This is a genomic window from Actinacidiphila sp. bgisy144, from assembly GCF_057708105.1.
Map to the genome: position 1 here is coordinate 86,421 of NZ_JBYIRM010000031.1, position 17,125 is coordinate 103,545.

A 17,125-nucleotide genomic window follows, 5' to 3' on the forward strand; every position below is an offset into this window, starting at 1 on the left:
CGGAGTACGGCGGACGGGCTACGGCGGGCGGAAGCCGGCGGTCAGGGCCGGGCGGGCGCCCGGTGGGCGCCGTCCAGGGTGAGGCTGTCGGGGGCGGAGACCTCGACCCGGCCGGCGGCATCGAGCCGCACGGACAGCGGGCCGCCCGCCACCCGCAGGCCGGTGACGTGCAGCGGACCGAACGCCCCGGCGGCCGCGGGGTCGACGCGCAGCCGGCCGCCGGGCACGTCCGCGGCCAGTCCGAGGGCGGCCTGCACCAGCAGCACACCGGCGGCCGCCGACCAGGCCTGGGGGCGGCAGGCGGCGGGGTAGGGGGCGGGGGCCTCGTCGTAGGCGCTGCCGTGCCCGCCGTACAGCTCCGGCAGGCGGGCCTCGAAGCCGGCGGAGGCGGCGACCAGGCCCTTGGCGAGCGGCACCGCCTGATCCGGGAAACCGGCCCTGACCAGGCCGTGCACCGCTATCGCCGTGTCGTGCGGCCAGACGGAGCCGACGTGGTAGCCGAGCGGGTTGAAGCCGGCGTTGCGGCTGCTGAGGGTGCGTAGCCCGAAGCCGCAGTCGAGGTCGGGCCCGGCCAGCCGGGCGGCGAGCAGCGCGCTCTCCTCGCGGTCGAGCAGCCCGGTGCCGAGCAGGTGCCCGAAGGCGGAGGTGGCGGAGTCGACCGGGCGCTTGTCGGCGTCGAGGGCGACCGCGGGGTAGCGGCCGAGCGCGTCGGAGACCCAGAAGCTCTCCCGGAAGCGGCGCCGTACGGTGGCGGCCCACTCCTCCCAGCGGTCCGCGCCGGGGCGGTCGAAGGCACGCAGCAGGGCGGCGCCGGCGGTGGCGGCCTCGTAGGCGTACGCCTGGACCTCGCACAGGGCGATGGGGGGTGCGGCGAGCCGGCCGTCGCGCCAGCGGATGGAGTCGCCGGAGTCCTTCCAGCCCTGGTTGGCCAGGCCGCTGCCGGTGCTGTCGACGTACTCCAGCAGGCCGTCGCCGTCGGCGTCGCCGTGGCGGGCCAGCCACTCCAGCCCGGCCTCGGCGTGCGGCAGCAGTGCGGCGACCTCGTGGTCGGGCATGCCCCAGCGCCAGGCGTCGTGCAGCAGCGTGATCCACAGCGGGGTGGCGTCCACGGTTCCGTAGTAGAGGGCGGGCAGCGCGCGGGAGTCGGCCAGCCGCAGCGCCTCGCGGCGCACCTCGTGCAGGATCTTGCCGGGCTGCTCCTCGGTGCGTGGGTCGGTGCGGGTGCCCTGGCGGCGGGCCAGGGTGCGCAGGGTGCCCGCGGCCAGTTCGGTGCCGAGCGGCAGCAGCATGCGGGCGGCCCACAGCGAGTCGCGCCCGAAGAGGGTGAGGAACCAGGGCGACCCGGCGGCCAGGAAGGCGTCGCCGGGGTGGTCCGGGTCGGTGAGCAGCAGCCGCTCCAGGTCGCCGACGGAACGGGCCACCAGGGCGTCCAGCCGCTGGTCGGCGGAGGCGACCGAGGGCCGCGGCCAGTCCACGCTGCCGGCGGCGGGCGCCGGGAAGAGCACGGGCCGCGGGTCCCGCACGGTGCACTCGAGGTCGGCCTGCCAGGAGGTGCCGGGGGCGAGTTCCAGGCGGTAGCGCAGCTCGCCGTCCGCGGGCCGGAGGGCCGGGGCGGCGGCGTGGGTGACGGGGACGGCCGCCTGGGTGGCCAGCTCTGCGGCCGGGCCGGCCAGCGGGTCCTGCGCGGGGCCGGCGGCCGGCAGCGGGCGCAGCACGACGCGCAGGCCGTCCTCGTCGTGCCAGGTCAGGCCGGTGGCCGCGGCGTTCGCGGCTGCCGCGGCGGCCTCGGCGCTGTCAGGTGTGCCGGTGCCGCCGGGAAGGCCGGAACCGCCGCGGCCACCGGGGTCGCGGGGCTCGGAGGGAGCAGGGTGCTCGGGGTGTCCGGAGGGCTCGGCGGGGGCCGCCGCCGCGGGCCGCAGCCGCGGGAAGCGGCCGCTCTTGACGTCGTCCATCCGTGCCAGGTCGGTGCCCGCGGCCACCACCATGGTCAGCGAGACATGCAGCGCACCGGAGTTCGTGACCCGCAGCGTCTCCCGCAACCGGCCGGGCGTCAAGCGCCGGACCCGGTGGAGTGTGACGGCCGGGTCGGCCGTGCTCTCGCCGACGCCGCGCAGCACCGCGCGGTAGGCGGTCTCGTCGGCCGCCCGCAGGGTGTGCCCGACCGGCGCCAGCAGCACCGGCACGGCGCCCGAGCCCGCGCCCCCGCCCGCGCCCTCACCTGAGTCCTCGCCTGCGCCGCCGGTGCCGCCCGCGCCTTCGGCGCCGCCGGTCTCGAAGCGCACCTCCAGCCGGGACAGCGCGCGCCGGTCGCCGTGGAAGAAGCCGTCCGCCCCGCCCGCCAGGTCACCGCTGCGCCGGGACAGCGCCAGGCTCGGCGCGTACACGGTCGTGCAGGCGTCGTGCAGGAACGGCTGGAGCCCTTCCGCTGGGTCTGCGGAGGCGGGGGTGTCGGCGCCGGTGCGCCCCTGGACAGCCATGTTCACGGTGCGGTGCCTCTCGTCGTGGCGACGGTGGGGTCAAGAGGGTCGATGCGTGGTCCGCATCTTCGGATCGAACCCTTGGATCGAACCTTTGGATCGATCAAATCGCACCTTACCCCTTGCCAACCAGCACCAGAAGGGGATTTTATCGTTCCACCAAACGCAGCGACGCGTGGACAACGCGCTGCCGCGGAAGCTCGGACGATGAGGGAGGCCGTAGGTGGCGCGTGGCAAAGCCGCAGGTGGCGGTGGGGGCAAGCCGGTGACGCTGGCCATGGTGGCGCAGCGGGCCGGGGTGTCGGCGCAGACCGTTTCCAATGCGCTCAACTCCCCCGACCTGCTCGCGGGCGAGACCCTTGAGCGGGTCCGCCGGGCCATCGCGGACCTGGACTACCGGCCGAGCCAGGCCGCCCGCTCGCTGCGCACCCGCTCCAGCCGGCTGATCGGCTACGGCGTCGCGCCGACCCCGCCGAGCATCTCCACCTCCGTGCTCGACCGCTTCCTGCACGCGCTGTCCGACTCCGCGGACTCCGCCGGCTACCGGGTGCTGCTCTTCGCCGCACCGGTCGGCGCCGACGACGAGCAGGAGCGCTACGACCAACTGCTGCGCGACCACTCGGTGGACGCGTTCGTGCTCAGCAACACCTACCGCGGCGACCGGCGCCCGGCGTGGCTGGCCAGGCGGGAGATCCCGTTCGTGGCCTTCGGCCGGTCCTGGTCGGCCCGCGACATCGGCGACTGGGTCGACGTCGACGGCGCGCACGGCACCGCCGAGGCGGTGGACCACCTGGTCGCGGCCGGCCACCGCCGGATCGGGCTGCTCGGCTGGCCGCGCGGCTCCGGCTCCGGCGACGACCGGGCGCGCGGCTGGCGCGAGGCCATGGAGCGGCACGGGCTGCCGGTGCGCGGCCTGCGGCAGGCCGCCGAGGACGACGCGACGGCGGCCCAGCAGGCCGTGGCGCCGCTGCTGGACGGCGGCAACGCCGTCACCGCCGTGGTCGCGGTCAGCGACACCCTCGCGCTGGGCGTCTACCGGGCGCTGCGCGAGCGCGGCCGCACGCCCGGCACCGACGTGGCGGTGGTCGGCTTCGACGACTCGCCGGCGGCCGCGCTGCTCTCGCCCAGCCTGAGCAGCCTGCACCAGCCGCTGGAGGAGGTCGGCCGGGCCTGTACCCGGCTGCTGGTCCACCGGATCGAGCACCCGAAGGCCGAGCCGCAGCGGCTGCTGCTCCCCCCGGAGCTGGTGGTCCGGGAGAGCTCCGCCCCGCACCCCGGGCCACCCGCCCACCCGCACCCGGCCTGACCGGCACCGCCCCCACCCCGCCTGACCGGCCCCCGTCTTCCGCACCCGCCCGCCGCTATCGGCACCTCCCCTTCGGAGTGATGATGAACGTACGCAGAGCCGCCCCCGTCGCCTTGTGCGGCGCCCTCCTGCTGGCCGGTTGCTCGTCGAATTTCGGCAGCGACTCCAGCAGCAAGCAGGACAGCGGGGGCAAGCAGCACCTCACCGTGATGATCGGCTCGTCCGGCGACGCCGAGACCAACGCCGTGAAGGCCGCGGCCGCCGCGTGGGCGAAGCAGACCGGCAACACCGTCACGGTCACCGCGGCCCAGAACCTCGACCAGCAGCTCGGCCAGGCGCTGGCGGGCGGCAAGCCGCCGGACGTCTTCTACGTCGGCTCCAGCACCTTCGCCAACTACGCGAAGGGCAACTCGCTGTACGCGTACGGCGACCAGCTGTCGTACCAGGACGACTTCTCCGACTCGCTGCGCAAGTCCTTCTCCTACGGCGGCAAGTTCGTCTGCGCGCCCAAGGACACCTCCACGCTGGCCCTCGCGGTCAACACCAGGATGTGGAAGGCGGCCGGCCTGACCGCGGCGGACTACCCCACCACCTGGGACCAGTTGGAGAAGGTCGCCAAGAAGCTCACCACCGCCAAGACGACCGGCCTGGTGGTCGACGCCTCCTACAACGAACTGGGCGTCTTCATGAAGCAGGCCGGGGGCTGGATCACCAACGCCGGGCAGACCGAGGTGACCGCGGACAGCGCCGCGAACGTGCAGGCGCTGACCTACGTCAAGAAGCTGCTGAAGGAGGGTGCGCTGAAGTTCCCCAAGCAGGTCGACACCGGCTGGGGCGGTGAGGCGCTGGGCACCCAGAAGGCCGCGATGACCATCGAGGGCAACTGGCTCACCGGCGCGATGAGTTCGGACTACCCGTCGGTCGACTACAAGGTGCTGTCGCTGCCCGAGGGGCCGGCGGGCAAGGGCACCCTGTCGTTCAGCACCTGCTGGGGCATCGCCAACAAGAGCGCCCACCACGCCGCGGCGGTCTCGCTGGTGAAGGCGTTCACCGCGGTGCCGCAGGAGCTGACCTTCGCCGGCGCCTACGGTGTGCTGCCCTCCCGGACCAGCGCGCTCGCCTCCTACAGCGCGAAGTACCCGGCCGACAAGGCGTTCGCCGACGGCGCCTCCTACGGGCAGGGGCCGGTGACGATCCCCGGGTTCACCAAGGTGCTGACGCAGTTCGACACCGATCTGAGCGGGCTGGCGAGCGCCGACCCGAAGACGATCCTGGCGAGCTTGCAGAAGAACGGCGCGGCGGCGCTGAAGTCGGCCGGCTGACGCGGGCGGCGAACGGTTCGTGGGACCGGTGGCACCCGGCCAGCGGGCAGCGGGAAAGGGCAGGAACATGCGCAAGGAGCAGCAGGGCGGCGCCGCGGCCGTCGCACTGCCCGCGGCCGGCCGGACGGGGACGGCCGGACCGGGCGGACCGGACCGCGGGAACGGACCCGGCGGGCCGGGCGGGAGCGGCGGACCGCACGGGGCCGGCCGGCGGAGGAAAGCGGCGGGGCCGACCCGCGGCAGCCTCGCCGCCCGCCACCACGGCCGCTGGGGCTGGCTGTTCGTCAGCCCGATGGTGATCGTGCTCGGCCTGTTCCTGCTGCTGCCGATCCTGATGGCGCTGTGGGTCAGCCTGCTGCACTGGGACGGCCAGTCCGACCCGTTCAGCTCGGCCGCCGACTTCGTCGGGGTGCGCAACTACACCGACCTGTTCGGCAGCAGCGGCGGGCTGACCCACCAGCTGTTCATGATCTCGCTGCGCAACAACCTCTACTACGTACTGCTGGTGGTGCCGCTCCAGACCGTGCTGGCCCTGGGCCTGGCGCTGGCGGTCAACAGCCGCCGGCTGAAGCGCAAGGGGCCGCTGCGCACCGCGTTCTTCTTCCCGTCCGTCACCAGCTCCATCGCGATCTCCACGGTGTTCCTCTTCCTCTTCCAGGGCAGCGGCGCGGTCAACGCGCTGCTGAAGTGGGTGGGCATCACCGGACCGAAGTGGTTCACCGACGCGCACGGCCTGGTCTGGTCGGTGCTGGGGGCGGTCGGCCTGGTCGACCCGGACCAGCCGGTGCACGCGCTGGCCGCGCACGGCCTGTTCGGGCTGTCGTGGTGGGACTGGCTGGCCGGGCCGTCCATCGCGATGTGCACGATCATCGTGCTGGCGATCTGGACCACCTCGGGCACCTTCATGCTGATGTTCCTCGCCGCGCTCCAGGACGTGCCGGCCGAACTGGAGGAGCAGTCCCGGGTGGACGGCGCCACCCGCTGGCAGTCGCTGCGCCACGTCACCCTGCCCGCGCTGCGCCCGGTGATCTTCCTGGTGCTCACCCTCGGGCTGATCGGCACCTGGCAGGTCTTCGACGCGGTGTACGTGATGAGCCAGGGCGCCCCCGGCAACACCACCCTCACCCCCGCCTACCTGTCGTACACCTCCGGCTTCCAGGACAGCGACTACGGCCACGCGGCCGCGATCGCGTTCGTCCTGCTGGCGATCATCATGCTGATGACGCTGGTGCAGCGGGTGCTGCTGCGGGAGCGCGGCGAGCACCCCGGCCGCGGCCGCCGACTCCTCGGGAGGAACCGATGAGCGTCATCCACAGGAATCCCGCGCGCAGCCGGCGCCCCTCGCTGGGCACCGTCCTGATCCTGGCCGTGTCCACCCTGCTGGGCCTGGTCTACGTCCTGCCGTTCGTGATCCAGCTGGTCACGTCCTTCAAGACCGACCCGGACGCGGCGGCGCACCCGCTGTCGCTGCTGCCGAACCCCTTCACGCTGGAGTCCTACCGGCGGCTGTTCGGGGGCAGCGGGGGCGAGTCGATCCCGTTCACGCGCTGGCTGGGCAACTCGGTCCTGGTCACCGTCCTGATCACCGGCGGCCGGGTGTTCTTCGACTCCCTCGCCGGATACGCCCTGGCCCGGCTGGACTTCCGCGGCCGCAACCTGCTCTTCAACGGCCTGCTGACGGTCATGTCGGTGCCCGGCGTGGTGCTGCTCATCCCGAAGTTCCTGGTGCTCAACCAGCTGGGCATGTTCGACACCTACGCCGGCATGGTGATCCCGCTGCTGGTGGACGCCGCCGGGGTGTTCATCATGCGGCAGTTCTTCCTGTCCGTGCCGAAGGAGGTGGAGGAGGCCGCGCGGATGGACGGCGCCGGGATCTTCCGCACCTACTGGTCGGTGGTGCTGCCGATGGCCCGCCCGGCGCTGATCACGCTGACCATCCTGTCGTTCCAGTCGTCCTGGAACGAGTTCACCCACTTCCTGGTGGCCACCCAGTCCCCGCAGTACGAGACCCTGACCACGGGCCTGGCCCGCTTCGTCTCCGGCAGCCTCAGCGCGGGCACGCAGTACCCGCTCAAGCTCACCGCGGCGCTGCTGGCGACCATCCCGGTGGCCGTGCTCTTCTTCGTCTTCCAGCGCCACTTCGTGCGCGGCGCCAACTCCGGCTCCGTCAAGGGCTGACCGCCCGGCTCCCCGGCCGTCCGATCACCGGCCGCCCGATCCCCCGGCCGCCCGGTCAGCGCGGGAGGATGCCGGCGGCGGCGGCCGCGGTCAGCCAGGCGGGGTACTCCGCCAGGAGGCGGTCGTAGAGGTCGGCGTCGGAGATCTCCTTCGGCGCCGCGCCGACCGGGAAGAAGCCGGCGTTGTCGACGGCGCGGCGGGCGGGCACCGGGAGGTCGTCGAGCCTGCGCAGGAAGCGGAACTCGTCGTCGCCGAAGCCCACGAACTGCCAGAAGACCGGGAGTTCCGCGGCCGCGCACAGCACGCGTTCCGCCGCCGCGCGCGAGGTCGGCGACCCGTCGGTCTGGAACACCACGAACGCCGGGTCCTTCGCCCCGGACGCCTGGTAGTGCGCGATGACCTCCTCCATGGCGAGGTGGTAGTTGGTGCGCCCCATGTGGCCCATCGCGTCGTGCAGCGTGCCGATCCGGTCGCGGTAGGAGTCGAGGCCGATCTCGGCGGTGCCGTCGATCCCGGTGGAGAAGAAGACCACCGGCACCACGCCGTCGTCGTCGAGGTTCGCCGCCAGCGCCAGGGTCTGCTCCGCCAGGTGCTGCACGGAACCGTCGCGGTAGTACGGGCGCATGCTGCCGGACCGGTCCAGCACCAGGTAGACGGCGGCCCGGCGGCCGTCCACGCGGTGCTTGGCCAGCGAGACCGCGGCCTGCTTGTAGAGGCTGACCAGGCCGGGCGCCCGGTCGGCGACCTTCCGCAGGCTGATCGCGGCGCCGGAACCCGCCGGCTCGGCACCCGCGGTGCCGGAAGCGGTCCCGGATTCCGCGGTGCCGGATTCCGCGGCGGCCGTCCCCTCGGGCCCGGCCGCCCCCTTGCGGAAGCCGATGCGCAGACGTTTGCGGTAGTCGATGGCCATGTGCCGTGATTCTGCTCCAACCGGCCCGGCACCGCCCGCCGTTCGTACGAAGATCCCACGTGCTCCCGCGCCGCGCCGCCACAGCCGCCGCACCGGCCGCGCCCGCCCCGCCCGTCACCGGCGGGGCGGCGCGGGTCCGCCGGCTACTTCGGGGCCGAGAGCCCCGCGGGGAAGGCACCGCTCTGGGCGGCGGCACGGGTCAGGCGCGAGGCGATCTCGGTCAGGCGCGCCGTACCCGCCTCGCCGAGGTGGCGGTAGGGGTCGGCGGCCAGCCGGTCGGTGGTGTCCTCGATCTCCTGGCGCAGCGCGGTGCCCGCCGGGGTGAGGGCGCCGTCCGCGTCGAGCAGCCCGCGCTCGCGCAGCCGCTCGCACCCGGCGTCCCACTCCTCCTGGCTCCAGCCGCGGGTGGCGCGGGCGAACTCCGGAGCGGAGCCCGTGCCGGTCGCGGTGTGGGTGATCAGCGCTTCCAGGCCGTCGAGTCCGGCCGCGGCCAGCGCGGTGACGTGGCCGTCCCCGCGGTGCTCGCGCAGCAGGCCGCCGCAGTGCCAGAGCGCCGCCTGCGGCGACTTCGGTATGTCGAGGTCGGCATGGGCGCCGTACAGCGGTCGGCCGGGCACCGCGCACGCCTCGACGGCGGTGGTCGCCAGCGCTGCGGCCTCGGCCACCTCGGGGTCGTCGGCGGCGTCCGCGCCGAGCACCCGGGTCAGCGCCGCCTCCACCGCGCGCAGCCGCGCGTCGAGTACGGCCTCGGGTGCGGCGGCCTGCCACGCCCGCGGGATGAACCGCGCGATCAGCGCGGGGTTGAAGTTGTAGAAGGCGGCTGCCACGGTGCCGGGGCCCACGGCGCCCATGGCCGCCGCGCGGCTGGCGAAGTAGCCCATGCCGCCGGGTTCCAGACCGATCGCGGTGTACTCCCGCTCGGCCTCGGGCGCGAAGTAGATCAGCGAGTGCAGCGGGTTGAGCGCGTTGTGGCACTGCCGGGTGGCCTCGAGTGTCATGCCGCCATCGTAGGGGCGGCAGACCGGAAATCTACCAGTGAGTACAACCGCGGCCGCGGCCCAACTCATGATCTTCGAAAGGAAGTTGGCCGAGCGCGCCGGTCGGGGGCCGGGCACCGGCCCCGCGCCTCACCCCGCGACCAGCGCCGCCACCGCGTCCACGACCACCTTGCGGCGCCGCTCCGCGCCCTCGCCGGCCAGCCGCGCGTCGAACTCCGGGGTGTTGGCGCTCCAGAAGCCCGAGAGGTGCAGGATCAGGCCGAGCAGTTCCTCCGCGCTGAACCGGGTGGGCAGCAGGCCGCCGCGCTGCGCCGCCGCGACCGCCTCGATCTTCGCCGCGTTGCTCTCCAGCAGCACCGGGATCAGGGTGCCGCTGCCGGCCCGCTCCAGCCGGTACCAGGTCGCGAGGCGCTGCACCCACGGCCGCCGCTCGTAGGAGTCGAAGAGCCGGCCGGCGTACTCGGGCAGGTCGGCCGCGTCGATCGGCACGGCGTCGACGGTCTCGCGGCACATGGCGTCGAAGACCGCGTCGAACAGGCCGTCCTTGCTGCCGAAGTAGTGGTAGATCTGCGCCTTGTTGCTCTGCGCCGCGGCGGCGATCCGGTCCACCCGGGCGCCCGCGATGCCGTAGGCGGCGAACTCCTCGGTCGCCGCGCGCAGCAGCCGGCGCCGTGTCGCCTCCGCGTCCCTGTTCATGGCACCCAGCCTATCTACTAACCGGATAGTTGACAAAGGTCCCGGCGAGGAGTCTCATGGAGTTACTAATCAACCGGTTAGTCAGTAGCCCTCTCCCGAGCGGAGCCCCGCCATGACCTCCCCGTCGACCCCGTCCTCCCCGTCCGCTCCGTCCCCCTCTTCCTCGCCGTCCGCCGCGGCCCCGGAACCCGCCGCGCTCCCCGAGTCCGCCGTCTTCCTGGTCAGCGGAGCGTCCCGCGGCCTCGGCCGCGAGATCGTACGGGCCGCCGCCGAGGCCGGCCACCGCGTGGTGGCCGGCGTCCGCTCCCCCGACGCCCTGGCCGACCTCACCGAGCACTACGGCGACCGCTTCGCCGCCGTCCCGCTGGACGTGACCGACGACGCTCAGGTCCGGGCCGCCGTCCGCACCGCCGTCGACCGCTTCGGGCGGCTCGACGTGCTGGTCAACAACGCCGGGTACGCCAACGTCGCCGCCGCCGAGGACACCGCCTTCGACGACTTCCGCGCCCAGATCGACACCAATCTGCTCGGCGTGGTCCGGCTCACCCAGGCCGCGCTGCCGGTGCTGCGCGAGCAGCGCTCCGGACACATCGTGCAGGTCTCGTCCGTCGGCGGCCGGCTGGCCACCCCGGGCCTGGCCGCCTACCAGTCCGCGAAGTGGGCCGTCGGCGGCTTCTCCTCGGTGCTCGCGGCCGAGGTGGCCCCGCTCGGCATCAAGGTCACCGTGCTCGAACCCGGCGGCATGTCCACGGACTGGGCCGGCTCCTCGATGCGGATCGCCCCGGTCCGGCCGGAGTACCGGGCGACCGTCGGCGTCATGGCCGAGCGGCACGGCTCCGGCGCCGTGACCAGCGCCAGCGACCCCGCCAAGGTCGCCCGCCTGCTGCTGGAGGTCGTGGCGATGCCCGAACCGCCGCTGCGGCTGCTGGTCGGCACCGACGCGTTCCGCTACGCCACCGCCGCCGGCCGCGCCCTGCTCGCCTCCGACGAGGAGCACCGCGAGCTGAGCGAGTCCACCGCGGCGGACGGCGCCACCGCGGCCGAACTCGACCCGCTGGGCCACGGGCCGCAGCACGCCTGAGGCCGCGCCGCGGTACGAAGGACGGGCCGGCGTGACGGACGGGCCGGCAGACGGACGGGCCGTCAGATGCGCAGCCGGTACGGCAGCATGCACACGACGACGTCGGTCCGCGCCCGAAGCACCGTGGCCAGCAGGATGCCGCGCTGGTTCTGGAGGATCTTGTAGCGGCGGTGCCGCGGCTCGACCTCGGGGATGAGCACCGCGACCTGCTGCCCGTCCGCGGCGAGCCGCTTGACGTAGCCGACCACGGGCTCGACCAGGGAGCGGTGCGGGCTGTCCACGATGTCCAGGCGCACCCCGGGCTCCCACTGCTCCCACGCCCGGCGCAGCGCGTCGGCCCGCTCCGGGTCGGCGTGCACCGCGAGCGCGACCACCTCGTCGCCGAGCGAGAGGGCGGCGGTCAGCGCGTACCGGGCCACTTCGCTGACCTCGCCGACCGGCACCACCACCAGCCCGGGGCCGCCGCGCGCCGGGGGCGCGGGCACCTGGCCGAGGCGGAGTTCGGCGCGCACCTCGTCGTAGTAGCGCTCCACCCGGCTGAACATCAGCATCAGCAACGGCACCACGAGCACCACCACCCAGGCGCCCTCCAGGAACTTGGTGCTGAGCAGCACCACACCGGCCACCGTGGTGAGCGCCGCGCCCAGGCCGTTGACCCACACGTGGCCCAGCCAGCCGGGGGGCCGCGTGTACCGCCAGTGCCGGACCAGGCCGATCTGGCTGACGGAGAAGCCGATGAAGACGCCGATCGCGTAGAGCGGCAGCAGCCGGTGGGTGTCGGCGCCGACCGCGATGAGCAGCAGCGCGGCGAGGAGGGCGAGCGCGACCACGCCGTAGCGGTAGACCGGGCGTTCGGCGCGCAGCCCGAAGATGTGCGGCAGCCGGTTGTCGCGTGCCAGCAGGCTCATGAGCACCGGCAGGCCGCCGAAGCTGGTGTTGGCGGCGAGTCCGAGCACCAGGGTGACCACGAGGTTGGTGGCGGTGTAGGGCCAGCCGGTGCCGTACGCGCCGGCGGTGAGCTGCGCGAGTACGGTCACGCCGCCGCGCGGCACCACGTGGTCGCGGTGGATCAGCACGGACAGGCCCACCAGCATCAGGCCGAGCAGTCCGCCGAGCATCAGCTCGGTGCGCTGGGCCCGCCGTACCCGCGGCGCGCGGAAGGCCGGCACGCCGTTGGCGATGGCCTCGACACCGGTCAGCGCGGCGCAGCCGGCCGAGAACGCCTTGAGCACCAGCAGGACGCCGAGGGTCTCGGTGACGTGCACGTGTTCGCGGCTGCCGACCGAGGCCGCGGGGTGGCCGCGGACCAGGCCGACCGCCACGACGCCGAGGATGCCGAGCACGAACAGCACGGTCGGCAGCATCAGCACCCGGGCGCTCTCGGCGACCCCGCGCAGGTTGACTGCGGTGAGCAGCAGCAGGCCGAGCAGGCACACCTCCAGCAGGTGGGAGTGGAGCGCGGGGTAGGCGGAGGCGAGCGCGGCGGCGCCGGCGGCCAGGCTCACCGAGACGGTCAGCACGTAGTCGACGACCAGGCTCGCCGCGGCCAGCAGGCTGGTGCGCGGCCCGAGGTCCCGCTTGGCGACCGCGTAGGCGCCGCCGCCGTCGGGGTGCGCCGCGATCACCTGGCCGTAGGAGACCACCAGCACCGCGAGCAGCGCGGTGATCGCCAGGGCGATCGGGGTGGTGGCGGCGATCGCCCCGGTGCCGGCGGTGACCAGCACCAGCACGATCGCCTCGGGCCCGTACGCGACCGAGCTGAGGGCATCGAGCGAGAGCGCGGCGAGCCCGCCGACGCTGGTCAGCCGGTCCTTCTCGGTCGCACGGTGCCCCTCCCCGGGCCGCAGCGGAACCCTGGGCCGCAGGTGGCGGCGGGCCAGCCCGTACATCATGAGCACCTCACGGTGGGCGTTTTGGTCGCTTTGCCCGTTCAGTGTGGCCGCCGGGCCCGCCCGGGCGCCCCGGGACGCGCGGGGCGCCGCCGCGTACCGGCCGGCGCCACGTCCGCCGGCCGGTGGCCGGAAGGCGTTGTGGGAAGTGGACAGGCCGGTACGGACCGGGGGTTAATCGAAAGAGCACAGCAGTTCGTGACGGCGCGTCGGGGTGGGAGGCGTGTGATGACCGGCCTCAGCAAGGGGATCGAGCGGGTCGAGGTGCGGTTGCGGTGGGACCCGAGCCCGCCGGGTGTCCCGCAGAGCGACCTGGACGTGATCGCGGCGGCCTTCCAGGTCGGCGCGGAGCACGGCGAGCCGGCCTACCTGGTGCACTTCGACAGCCGGGCGCCCGACGGCACCATGTGGCTCAACCGCGACAGCAAGGACGGCAAGGGCCTCGGCTTCGACGAGGTGATGACCCTGGAGCTGGACCGGCTCGGCGCGCAGTACCGCAGGGTCGTGGTCGGCGCGATGATCCAGCAGCGCTACGGGCGGCTGGAGTTCGGCATGGTGGACGACCCCGGCTACCAGATCGTCAGCGGCTGGACGGTGCTCGCCGAGGGCGACCTCGACCACCTGGGCACCGCCACGGCCGCGACCTTCGCGGAGTTCACCCGCGCCGAGTCCGGCGCGTGGAGCTTCCACCCGCTGCTGTGCGGCTACGCCGCCGACCCGGACACCTTCGGCCACCTGATGGGCCGCCCGCCGGCCTGACCGCCCGTCACCGCCCCTCGCCACCCACGCCTCCGCGCCTCACCCGCGCGTCGCGATGTCCATACAAGCCGTACATACGACCGTAGATACGTATGCCTGTACGGATGTATGCGCACAGTCGCGATCCCCGGCGCCACCCGCGCCGACGTGGCCTTTTGCCTTCCCGCGGCACCGAACTGCCCGGCGCCGCTCACCCGTACGGCCCCACGGGAGTGACCGTGATGCCCCGCGCGTCCAGCGCCGGAGCGCCGCATCGCTCTGGTCAAATGGCGCATATGGGGCACAAGGGAAGCAAAGCCACACCCATGGAGGCAGTCATGCGGGACGCCGGGCACAGCGCGCGGGGGCGAAACGGCGTACGGAAGTCGGCACTGGCGATCGGATGCACGGCGGTCGCGCTCGCGGGAGTCCTGGCCGCGCCCGCCGGGCCGGCCGACGCGATCGGCGGCGCGCCGCACGTGCGCGGCGCGCTGCTGCACCCCGAGCGGGACTGGATGGGCTCGTCGATCGCCGCCCACGAGGGCCGTGTCGGGACCGCCCCGGTCGCCGCGAGCACCACGGGCACCCGCACCCCCGGGTTCGACGTCAGCAACTGGCAGGGCACCGTCGACTGGCCGGCCCAGTACCGCAAGGGCGCCCGGTTCGCGTACATCAAGGCCACCGAGGGCACCACGTACAAGGACCCGAAGTTCAACGCGAACTACACCGACTCCTACTACGCGGGCTTCATCCGGGGCGCCTACCACTTCGCCCGCCCGGACAACTCCGGCGGCAAGGCGCAGGCGGACTACTTCGTCGCGCACGGCGGCGGCTGGTCCAAGGACGGCAAGACGCTGCCGCCCGCGCTGGACATCGAGTACCCCTCCGGCGCCGCCTGCTACGGCCTGAGCAAGAGCGCGATGGTCAGCTGGATCAAGGCGTTCGTCGACGAGGTGCACGCGAAGACCACCCGCTGGGCGACGATCTACTCCACCACCGACTGGTGGACCCGCTGCACCGGCAACACCCCGGTCTTCGCCGCCAACGACCCGCTGTTCGTGGCGCGCTACGCCTCCAGCGCGGGCAAGCTGCCGGCCGGCTGGCCGTTCTACAGCTTCTGGCAGCACGCCGACTCCGGCACCTTCCCCGGCGACCAGGACTACTTCAACGGCCCGCTCAGCGGTCTGCGCAACCTCGCCAACAACACCTGAGGTCCACCGAACGTATCCGGGCCCGGGGTGGCCCGACACCGCTGTCAGGATGGGCGGTTCACCCGGGTCCGACCGCATTCGACCGGGCGCCGATCGTCGGTTTTCGGTAAAGCGGCACCGCTGAGCGCCCATACGCTATTCCCACAACGCTCACGTGGCGTGCACACTACACCGCGGGTGTGGGTCGTGAACGAGCGTGCGGTACAGGGCCCGTGCCCGCCGTTCCCTGCTCACGGACCATCACGTTGGAGTCGTCATCACCCACATACACGCACCCCGCAGCGGCAGAGGCCGCGCCGGAGTGGTCGCGGCCGCCTCACTGGCCCTGCTCTCCGGTTCGCTGCTGATGGCCGCGCCCTCGCAGGCGTCGACCCCGGCCGCCTCCGCCAAGACCATCACCGGCTCGCACCCGGCGTGGGCCACCGCGTCGGCCGACGCCGGCGCGGTCCCGGCCGCCACCGAGATCACCGGCACCGTGTACCTCGCCGGCCAGGACCCGGCCGGGCTCACCGCGTACGCGACGGCCGTCTCGGACCCGGCCAGCGCGAGCTACGGCAAGTTCCTCACCGCCGCGCAGTACCAGGCCCGGTTCGGCGCTACCAAGGCGCAGATCGCCGCCGTGCAGAAGTGGGCGGAGGACGCCGGCCTGAAGGTGGTGGGCACCACCTCGCACGCGATCACCGTCAAGGGCACCAACGCCGCCCTCACCAAGGCGTTCGGCACCGGCGAGCGCCAGTACAAGGTGTCGGGCGAGCTGCGGCACGCGCCGGCGAAGGACGTGAAGGTCCCGGCCTCGGTCTCCAGCGCGGTCCTCGGCGTCAGCGGCCTGGCCTCGACCGGCAGCAACGTGGCGCAGCCGGACTCGCACAAGGTCACCGCGGACACCGCGACCGCCAAGAGCACCAAGAGCACCGCGGCCGGCAAGGGCGACACCACCCTGCCCACCACGGCGACCTGCTCCGCGTACTGGGGCGAGAAGACCGCCAAGGGCGCGCCGGCCGGCTACACGAACAAGGACGTGCCGTTCGACCAGTGCTCGCTGTACCCCTCGCAGATCCGCAAGGCGTACGGCATCACCGCCACCGGGCTGACCGGCAAGGGCGCCACGGTCGCGATCGTCGACGCCTACGGCAGCTCCACCATGGAGGCGGACGCCGACCAGTACGCCACCAACCACGGTGACAAGGCGTTCAAGAAGGGCCAGTACACGGAGTACGTCGACTCCTCGCAGTGGACGAACCAGGACCTGTGCGGCGGCCCCGACGGCTGGGCGCCGGAGGAGGCGCTGGACGTCGAGATGGCGCACGGCCTCGCGCCCGACGCCAACGTGGTCTACGTCGGCGCCAACTCCTGCACCGACGACGACCTGCTGGCCGCGATCACCAAGATCGTCGACCACCACCTCGCCGATGTCGTCTCCAACTCGTGGGGCGAGATCATGCACACCACGGACGACGCGGACGTGACCGCGACGGAGATCGCGGCGTACGAGCAGGTCTTCCAGCAGGCCGCGATCGAGGGCATCGGCATCGGCTTCTCGGCCGGCGACTGCGGTGACAGCAGCCCGCTGGCGGCGGCCACCGGCGCCAACTGCCAGACCGACACCTCGCGCGCCCAGGCCAACTGGCCCGACTCCGACCCGTGGGTGACCTCGGTCGGCGGCACCGCGCTGGCGCTTTCGGACAAGAGCGGCAAGTACGGCTTCGAGACCGACATGGGCACCACCCGCTCCTCGCTGTCGGCCGACGGCAAGAGCTGGACCCCGGCCGCGGCTTCGGCGCCGTTCTACTTCGGCGGTGGCGGCGGCACCAGCGAGGACTTCGCGCAGCCCGGCTACCAGCGCGGCGTCGTCCCGAGCACCCTGTCGCACACCCTGATGACCGGTCAGAAGACCAGCCAGGCCAAGCGGGTGACCCCGGACATCTCGATGGTCGGCGACCTGTACACCTCGGTGCTGGTCGGCATCTCCGACGGCGCGGACTACAGCGAGGGCGGCTACGGCGGCACCAGCGTCTCGTCCCCGGAGTTCGCTGCGGTGCAGGCCGACGCGATCCAGGGCGCGCACCACGCGATCGGCTTCGCCAACCCGGCGATCTACGCCCGCTCGCACCTGACCACCGACGTGGTCGACAAGCAGGCCCAGCACAGCAGCACCCCGCTGAGCAGCGTCTACGACGCCGGTGTGGTCAACGGCAACCTGATCGTCCGGCTGATCGGCTTCGGCCAGGACACCTCGCTCAACGCGGTGCACGGCTTCGACGACGCCACCGGCGTCGGCTCGCCGAACGCCACCTACCTCCGGTCGTTCCGCTTCTGACG

General features: G+C 73.4%; 13 protein-coding genes. 8 read left to right on the forward strand and 5 right to left on the reverse strand.

Annotation, left to right across the window (positions count from 1 at the left end; genetic code table 11):
• Positions 1-41: 41 nt before the first annotated feature.
• Entirely contained in the window at positions 42-2,477 is a 2,436-nt protein-coding gene (locus tag AC3EVP_RS29265; protein WP_435134983.1) for a glycogen debranching N-terminal domain-containing protein, read from the reverse strand.
• Between the two features lie 223 nt (positions 2,478-2,700).
• On the opposite strand from AC3EVP_RS29265, the gene AC3EVP_RS29270 reads away from it, so the two are divergent.
• From AC3EVP_RS29270 to AC3EVP_RS29285, 4 genes are all read left to right on the forward strand, one after another.
• Positions 2,701-3,783: a LacI family DNA-binding transcriptional regulator gene (locus AC3EVP_RS29270; protein ID WP_335972104.1), complete on the forward strand. Its 1,083-nt coding sequence runs from the start codon at positions 2,701-2,703 to the stop codon at positions 3,781-3,783.
• 83 nt (positions 3,784-3,866) lie between these two features.
• Positions 3,867-5,105, forward strand: coding sequence for a sugar ABC transporter substrate-binding protein (locus AC3EVP_RS29275; RefSeq protein WP_335972102.1), 1,239 nt, complete (start codon positions 3,867-3,869; stop codon positions 5,103-5,105).
• A 67-nt stretch (positions 5,106-5,172) separates the two neighbouring features.
• Entirely contained in the window at positions 5,173-6,408 is a 1,236-nt protein-coding gene (locus AC3EVP_RS29280) for a carbohydrate ABC transporter permease (RefSeq protein WP_435134986.1), read from the forward strand.
• A complete protein-coding gene (locus AC3EVP_RS29285; protein ID WP_335972099.1) occupies positions 6,405-7,283 on the forward strand; it encodes a carbohydrate ABC transporter permease in 879 nt (292 codons plus the stop codon). Before AC3EVP_RS29280 ends, AC3EVP_RS29285 begins: the two co-directional genes overlap by 4 nt.
• A 55-nt stretch (positions 7,284-7,338) precedes the next feature.
• On the opposite strand, the gene AC3EVP_RS29290 is transcribed toward AC3EVP_RS29285, so the two are convergent.
• The 3 genes from AC3EVP_RS29290 to AC3EVP_RS29300 all read right to left on the reverse strand — a co-directional run bounded on the left by AC3EVP_RS29290 (position 7,339) and on the right by AC3EVP_RS29300 (position 9,887).
• The gene (locus tag AC3EVP_RS29290; RefSeq protein WP_435134988.1) at positions 7,339-8,193 is read right to left on the reverse strand and encodes a vWA domain-containing protein; all 855 of its coding nucleotides are present in this window, start codon (positions 8,191-8,193) and stop codon (positions 7,339-7,341) included.
• A 143-nt stretch (positions 8,194-8,336) separates the two neighbouring features.
• Positions 8,337-9,191, reverse strand: coding sequence for an SCO6745 family protein (locus AC3EVP_RS29295; protein WP_435134990.1), 855 nt, complete (start codon positions 9,189-9,191; stop codon positions 8,337-8,339).
• 129 nt (positions 9,192-9,320) lie between these two features.
• Positions 9,321-9,887 (reverse strand): TetR/AcrR family transcriptional regulator, encoded by a 567-nt coding sequence (locus AC3EVP_RS29300; RefSeq protein ID WP_435134992.1) that lies wholly within the window; start codon positions 9,885-9,887, stop codon positions 9,321-9,323.
• Between the two features lie 112 nt (positions 9,888-9,999).
• On the opposite strand from AC3EVP_RS29300, the gene AC3EVP_RS29305 reads away from it, so the two are divergent.
• Complete coding sequence (locus tag AC3EVP_RS29305) at positions 10,000-10,968, forward strand: SDR family NAD(P)-dependent oxidoreductase (protein ID WP_435134994.1); 969 nt, start codon at positions 10,000-10,002, stop codon at positions 10,966-10,968.
• Between the two features lie 62 nt (positions 10,969-11,030).
• Here AC3EVP_RS29305 and AC3EVP_RS29310 read toward each other — a convergent pair whose 3' ends face one another.
• Positions 11,031-12,860, reverse strand: coding sequence for an APC family permease (locus AC3EVP_RS29310; protein WP_435134997.1), 1,830 nt, complete (start codon positions 12,858-12,860; stop codon positions 11,031-11,033).
• Between the two features lie 195 nt (positions 12,861-13,055).
• On the opposite strand from AC3EVP_RS29310, the gene AC3EVP_RS29315 reads away from it, so the two are divergent.
• From AC3EVP_RS29315 to AC3EVP_RS29325, 3 genes are all read left to right on the forward strand, one after another.
• On the forward strand, positions 13,056-13,616 hold the full coding sequence (locus AC3EVP_RS29315) for a TerD family protein (protein WP_435135000.1): 561 nt from the start codon (positions 13,056-13,058) through the stop codon (positions 13,614-13,616).
• A gap of 317 nt (positions 13,617-13,933) precedes the next feature.
• The gene (locus AC3EVP_RS29320) at positions 13,934-14,806 is read left to right on the forward strand and encodes a lysozyme (RefSeq protein WP_435135003.1); all 873 of its coding nucleotides are present in this window, start codon (positions 13,934-13,936) and stop codon (positions 14,804-14,806) included.
• 301 nt (positions 14,807-15,107) lie between these two features.
• Positions 15,108-17,123 (forward strand): S53 family peptidase, encoded by a 2,016-nt coding sequence (locus AC3EVP_RS29325; protein WP_435135006.1) that lies wholly within the window; start codon positions 15,108-15,110, stop codon positions 17,121-17,123.
• Positions 17,124-17,125: the final 2 nt, after the last annotated feature.

Excerpts from the sequence above, each read along its gene's own strand:
- AC3EVP_RS29305 (WP_435134994.1), top strand. The coding sequence starts at position 10,000 with ATGACCTCCCCGTCGACCCCGTCCTCCCCGTCCGCTCCGTCCCCCTCT.
- AC3EVP_RS29275 (WP_335972102.1), top strand. The coding sequence starts at position 3,867 with ATGAACGTACGCAGAGCCGCCCCCGTCGCCTTGTGCGGCGCCCTCCTG.
- AC3EVP_RS29310 (WP_435134997.1), bottom strand. The coding sequence starts at position 12,860 with ATGATGTACGGGCTGGCCCGCCGCCACCTGCGGCCCAGGGTTCCGCTG.
- AC3EVP_RS29300 (WP_435134992.1), bottom strand. The coding sequence starts at position 9,887 with ATGAACAGGGACGCGGAGGCGACACGGCGCCGGCTGCTGCGCGCGGCG.
- AC3EVP_RS29320 (WP_435135003.1), top strand. The coding sequence starts at position 13,934 with ATGCGGGACGCCGGGCACAGCGCGCGGGGGCGAAACGGCGTACGGAAG.
- AC3EVP_RS29285 (WP_335972099.1), top strand. The coding sequence starts at position 6,405 with ATGAGCGTCATCCACAGGAATCCCGCGCGCAGCCGGCGCCCCTCGCTG.
- AC3EVP_RS29290 (WP_435134988.1), bottom strand. The coding sequence starts at position 8,193 with ATGGCCATCGACTACCGCAAACGTCTGCGCATCGGCTTCCGCAAGGGG.
- AC3EVP_RS29280 (WP_435134986.1), top strand. The coding sequence starts at position 5,173 with ATGCGCAAGGAGCAGCAGGGCGGCGCCGCGGCCGTCGCACTGCCCGCG.
- AC3EVP_RS29295 (WP_435134990.1), bottom strand. The coding sequence starts at position 9,191 with ATGACACTCGAGGCCACCCGGCAGTGCCACAACGCGCTCAACCCGCTG.
- AC3EVP_RS29265 (WP_435134983.1), bottom strand. The coding sequence starts at position 2,477 with ATGGCTGTCCAGGGGCGCACCGGCGCCGACACCCCCGCCTCCGCAGAC.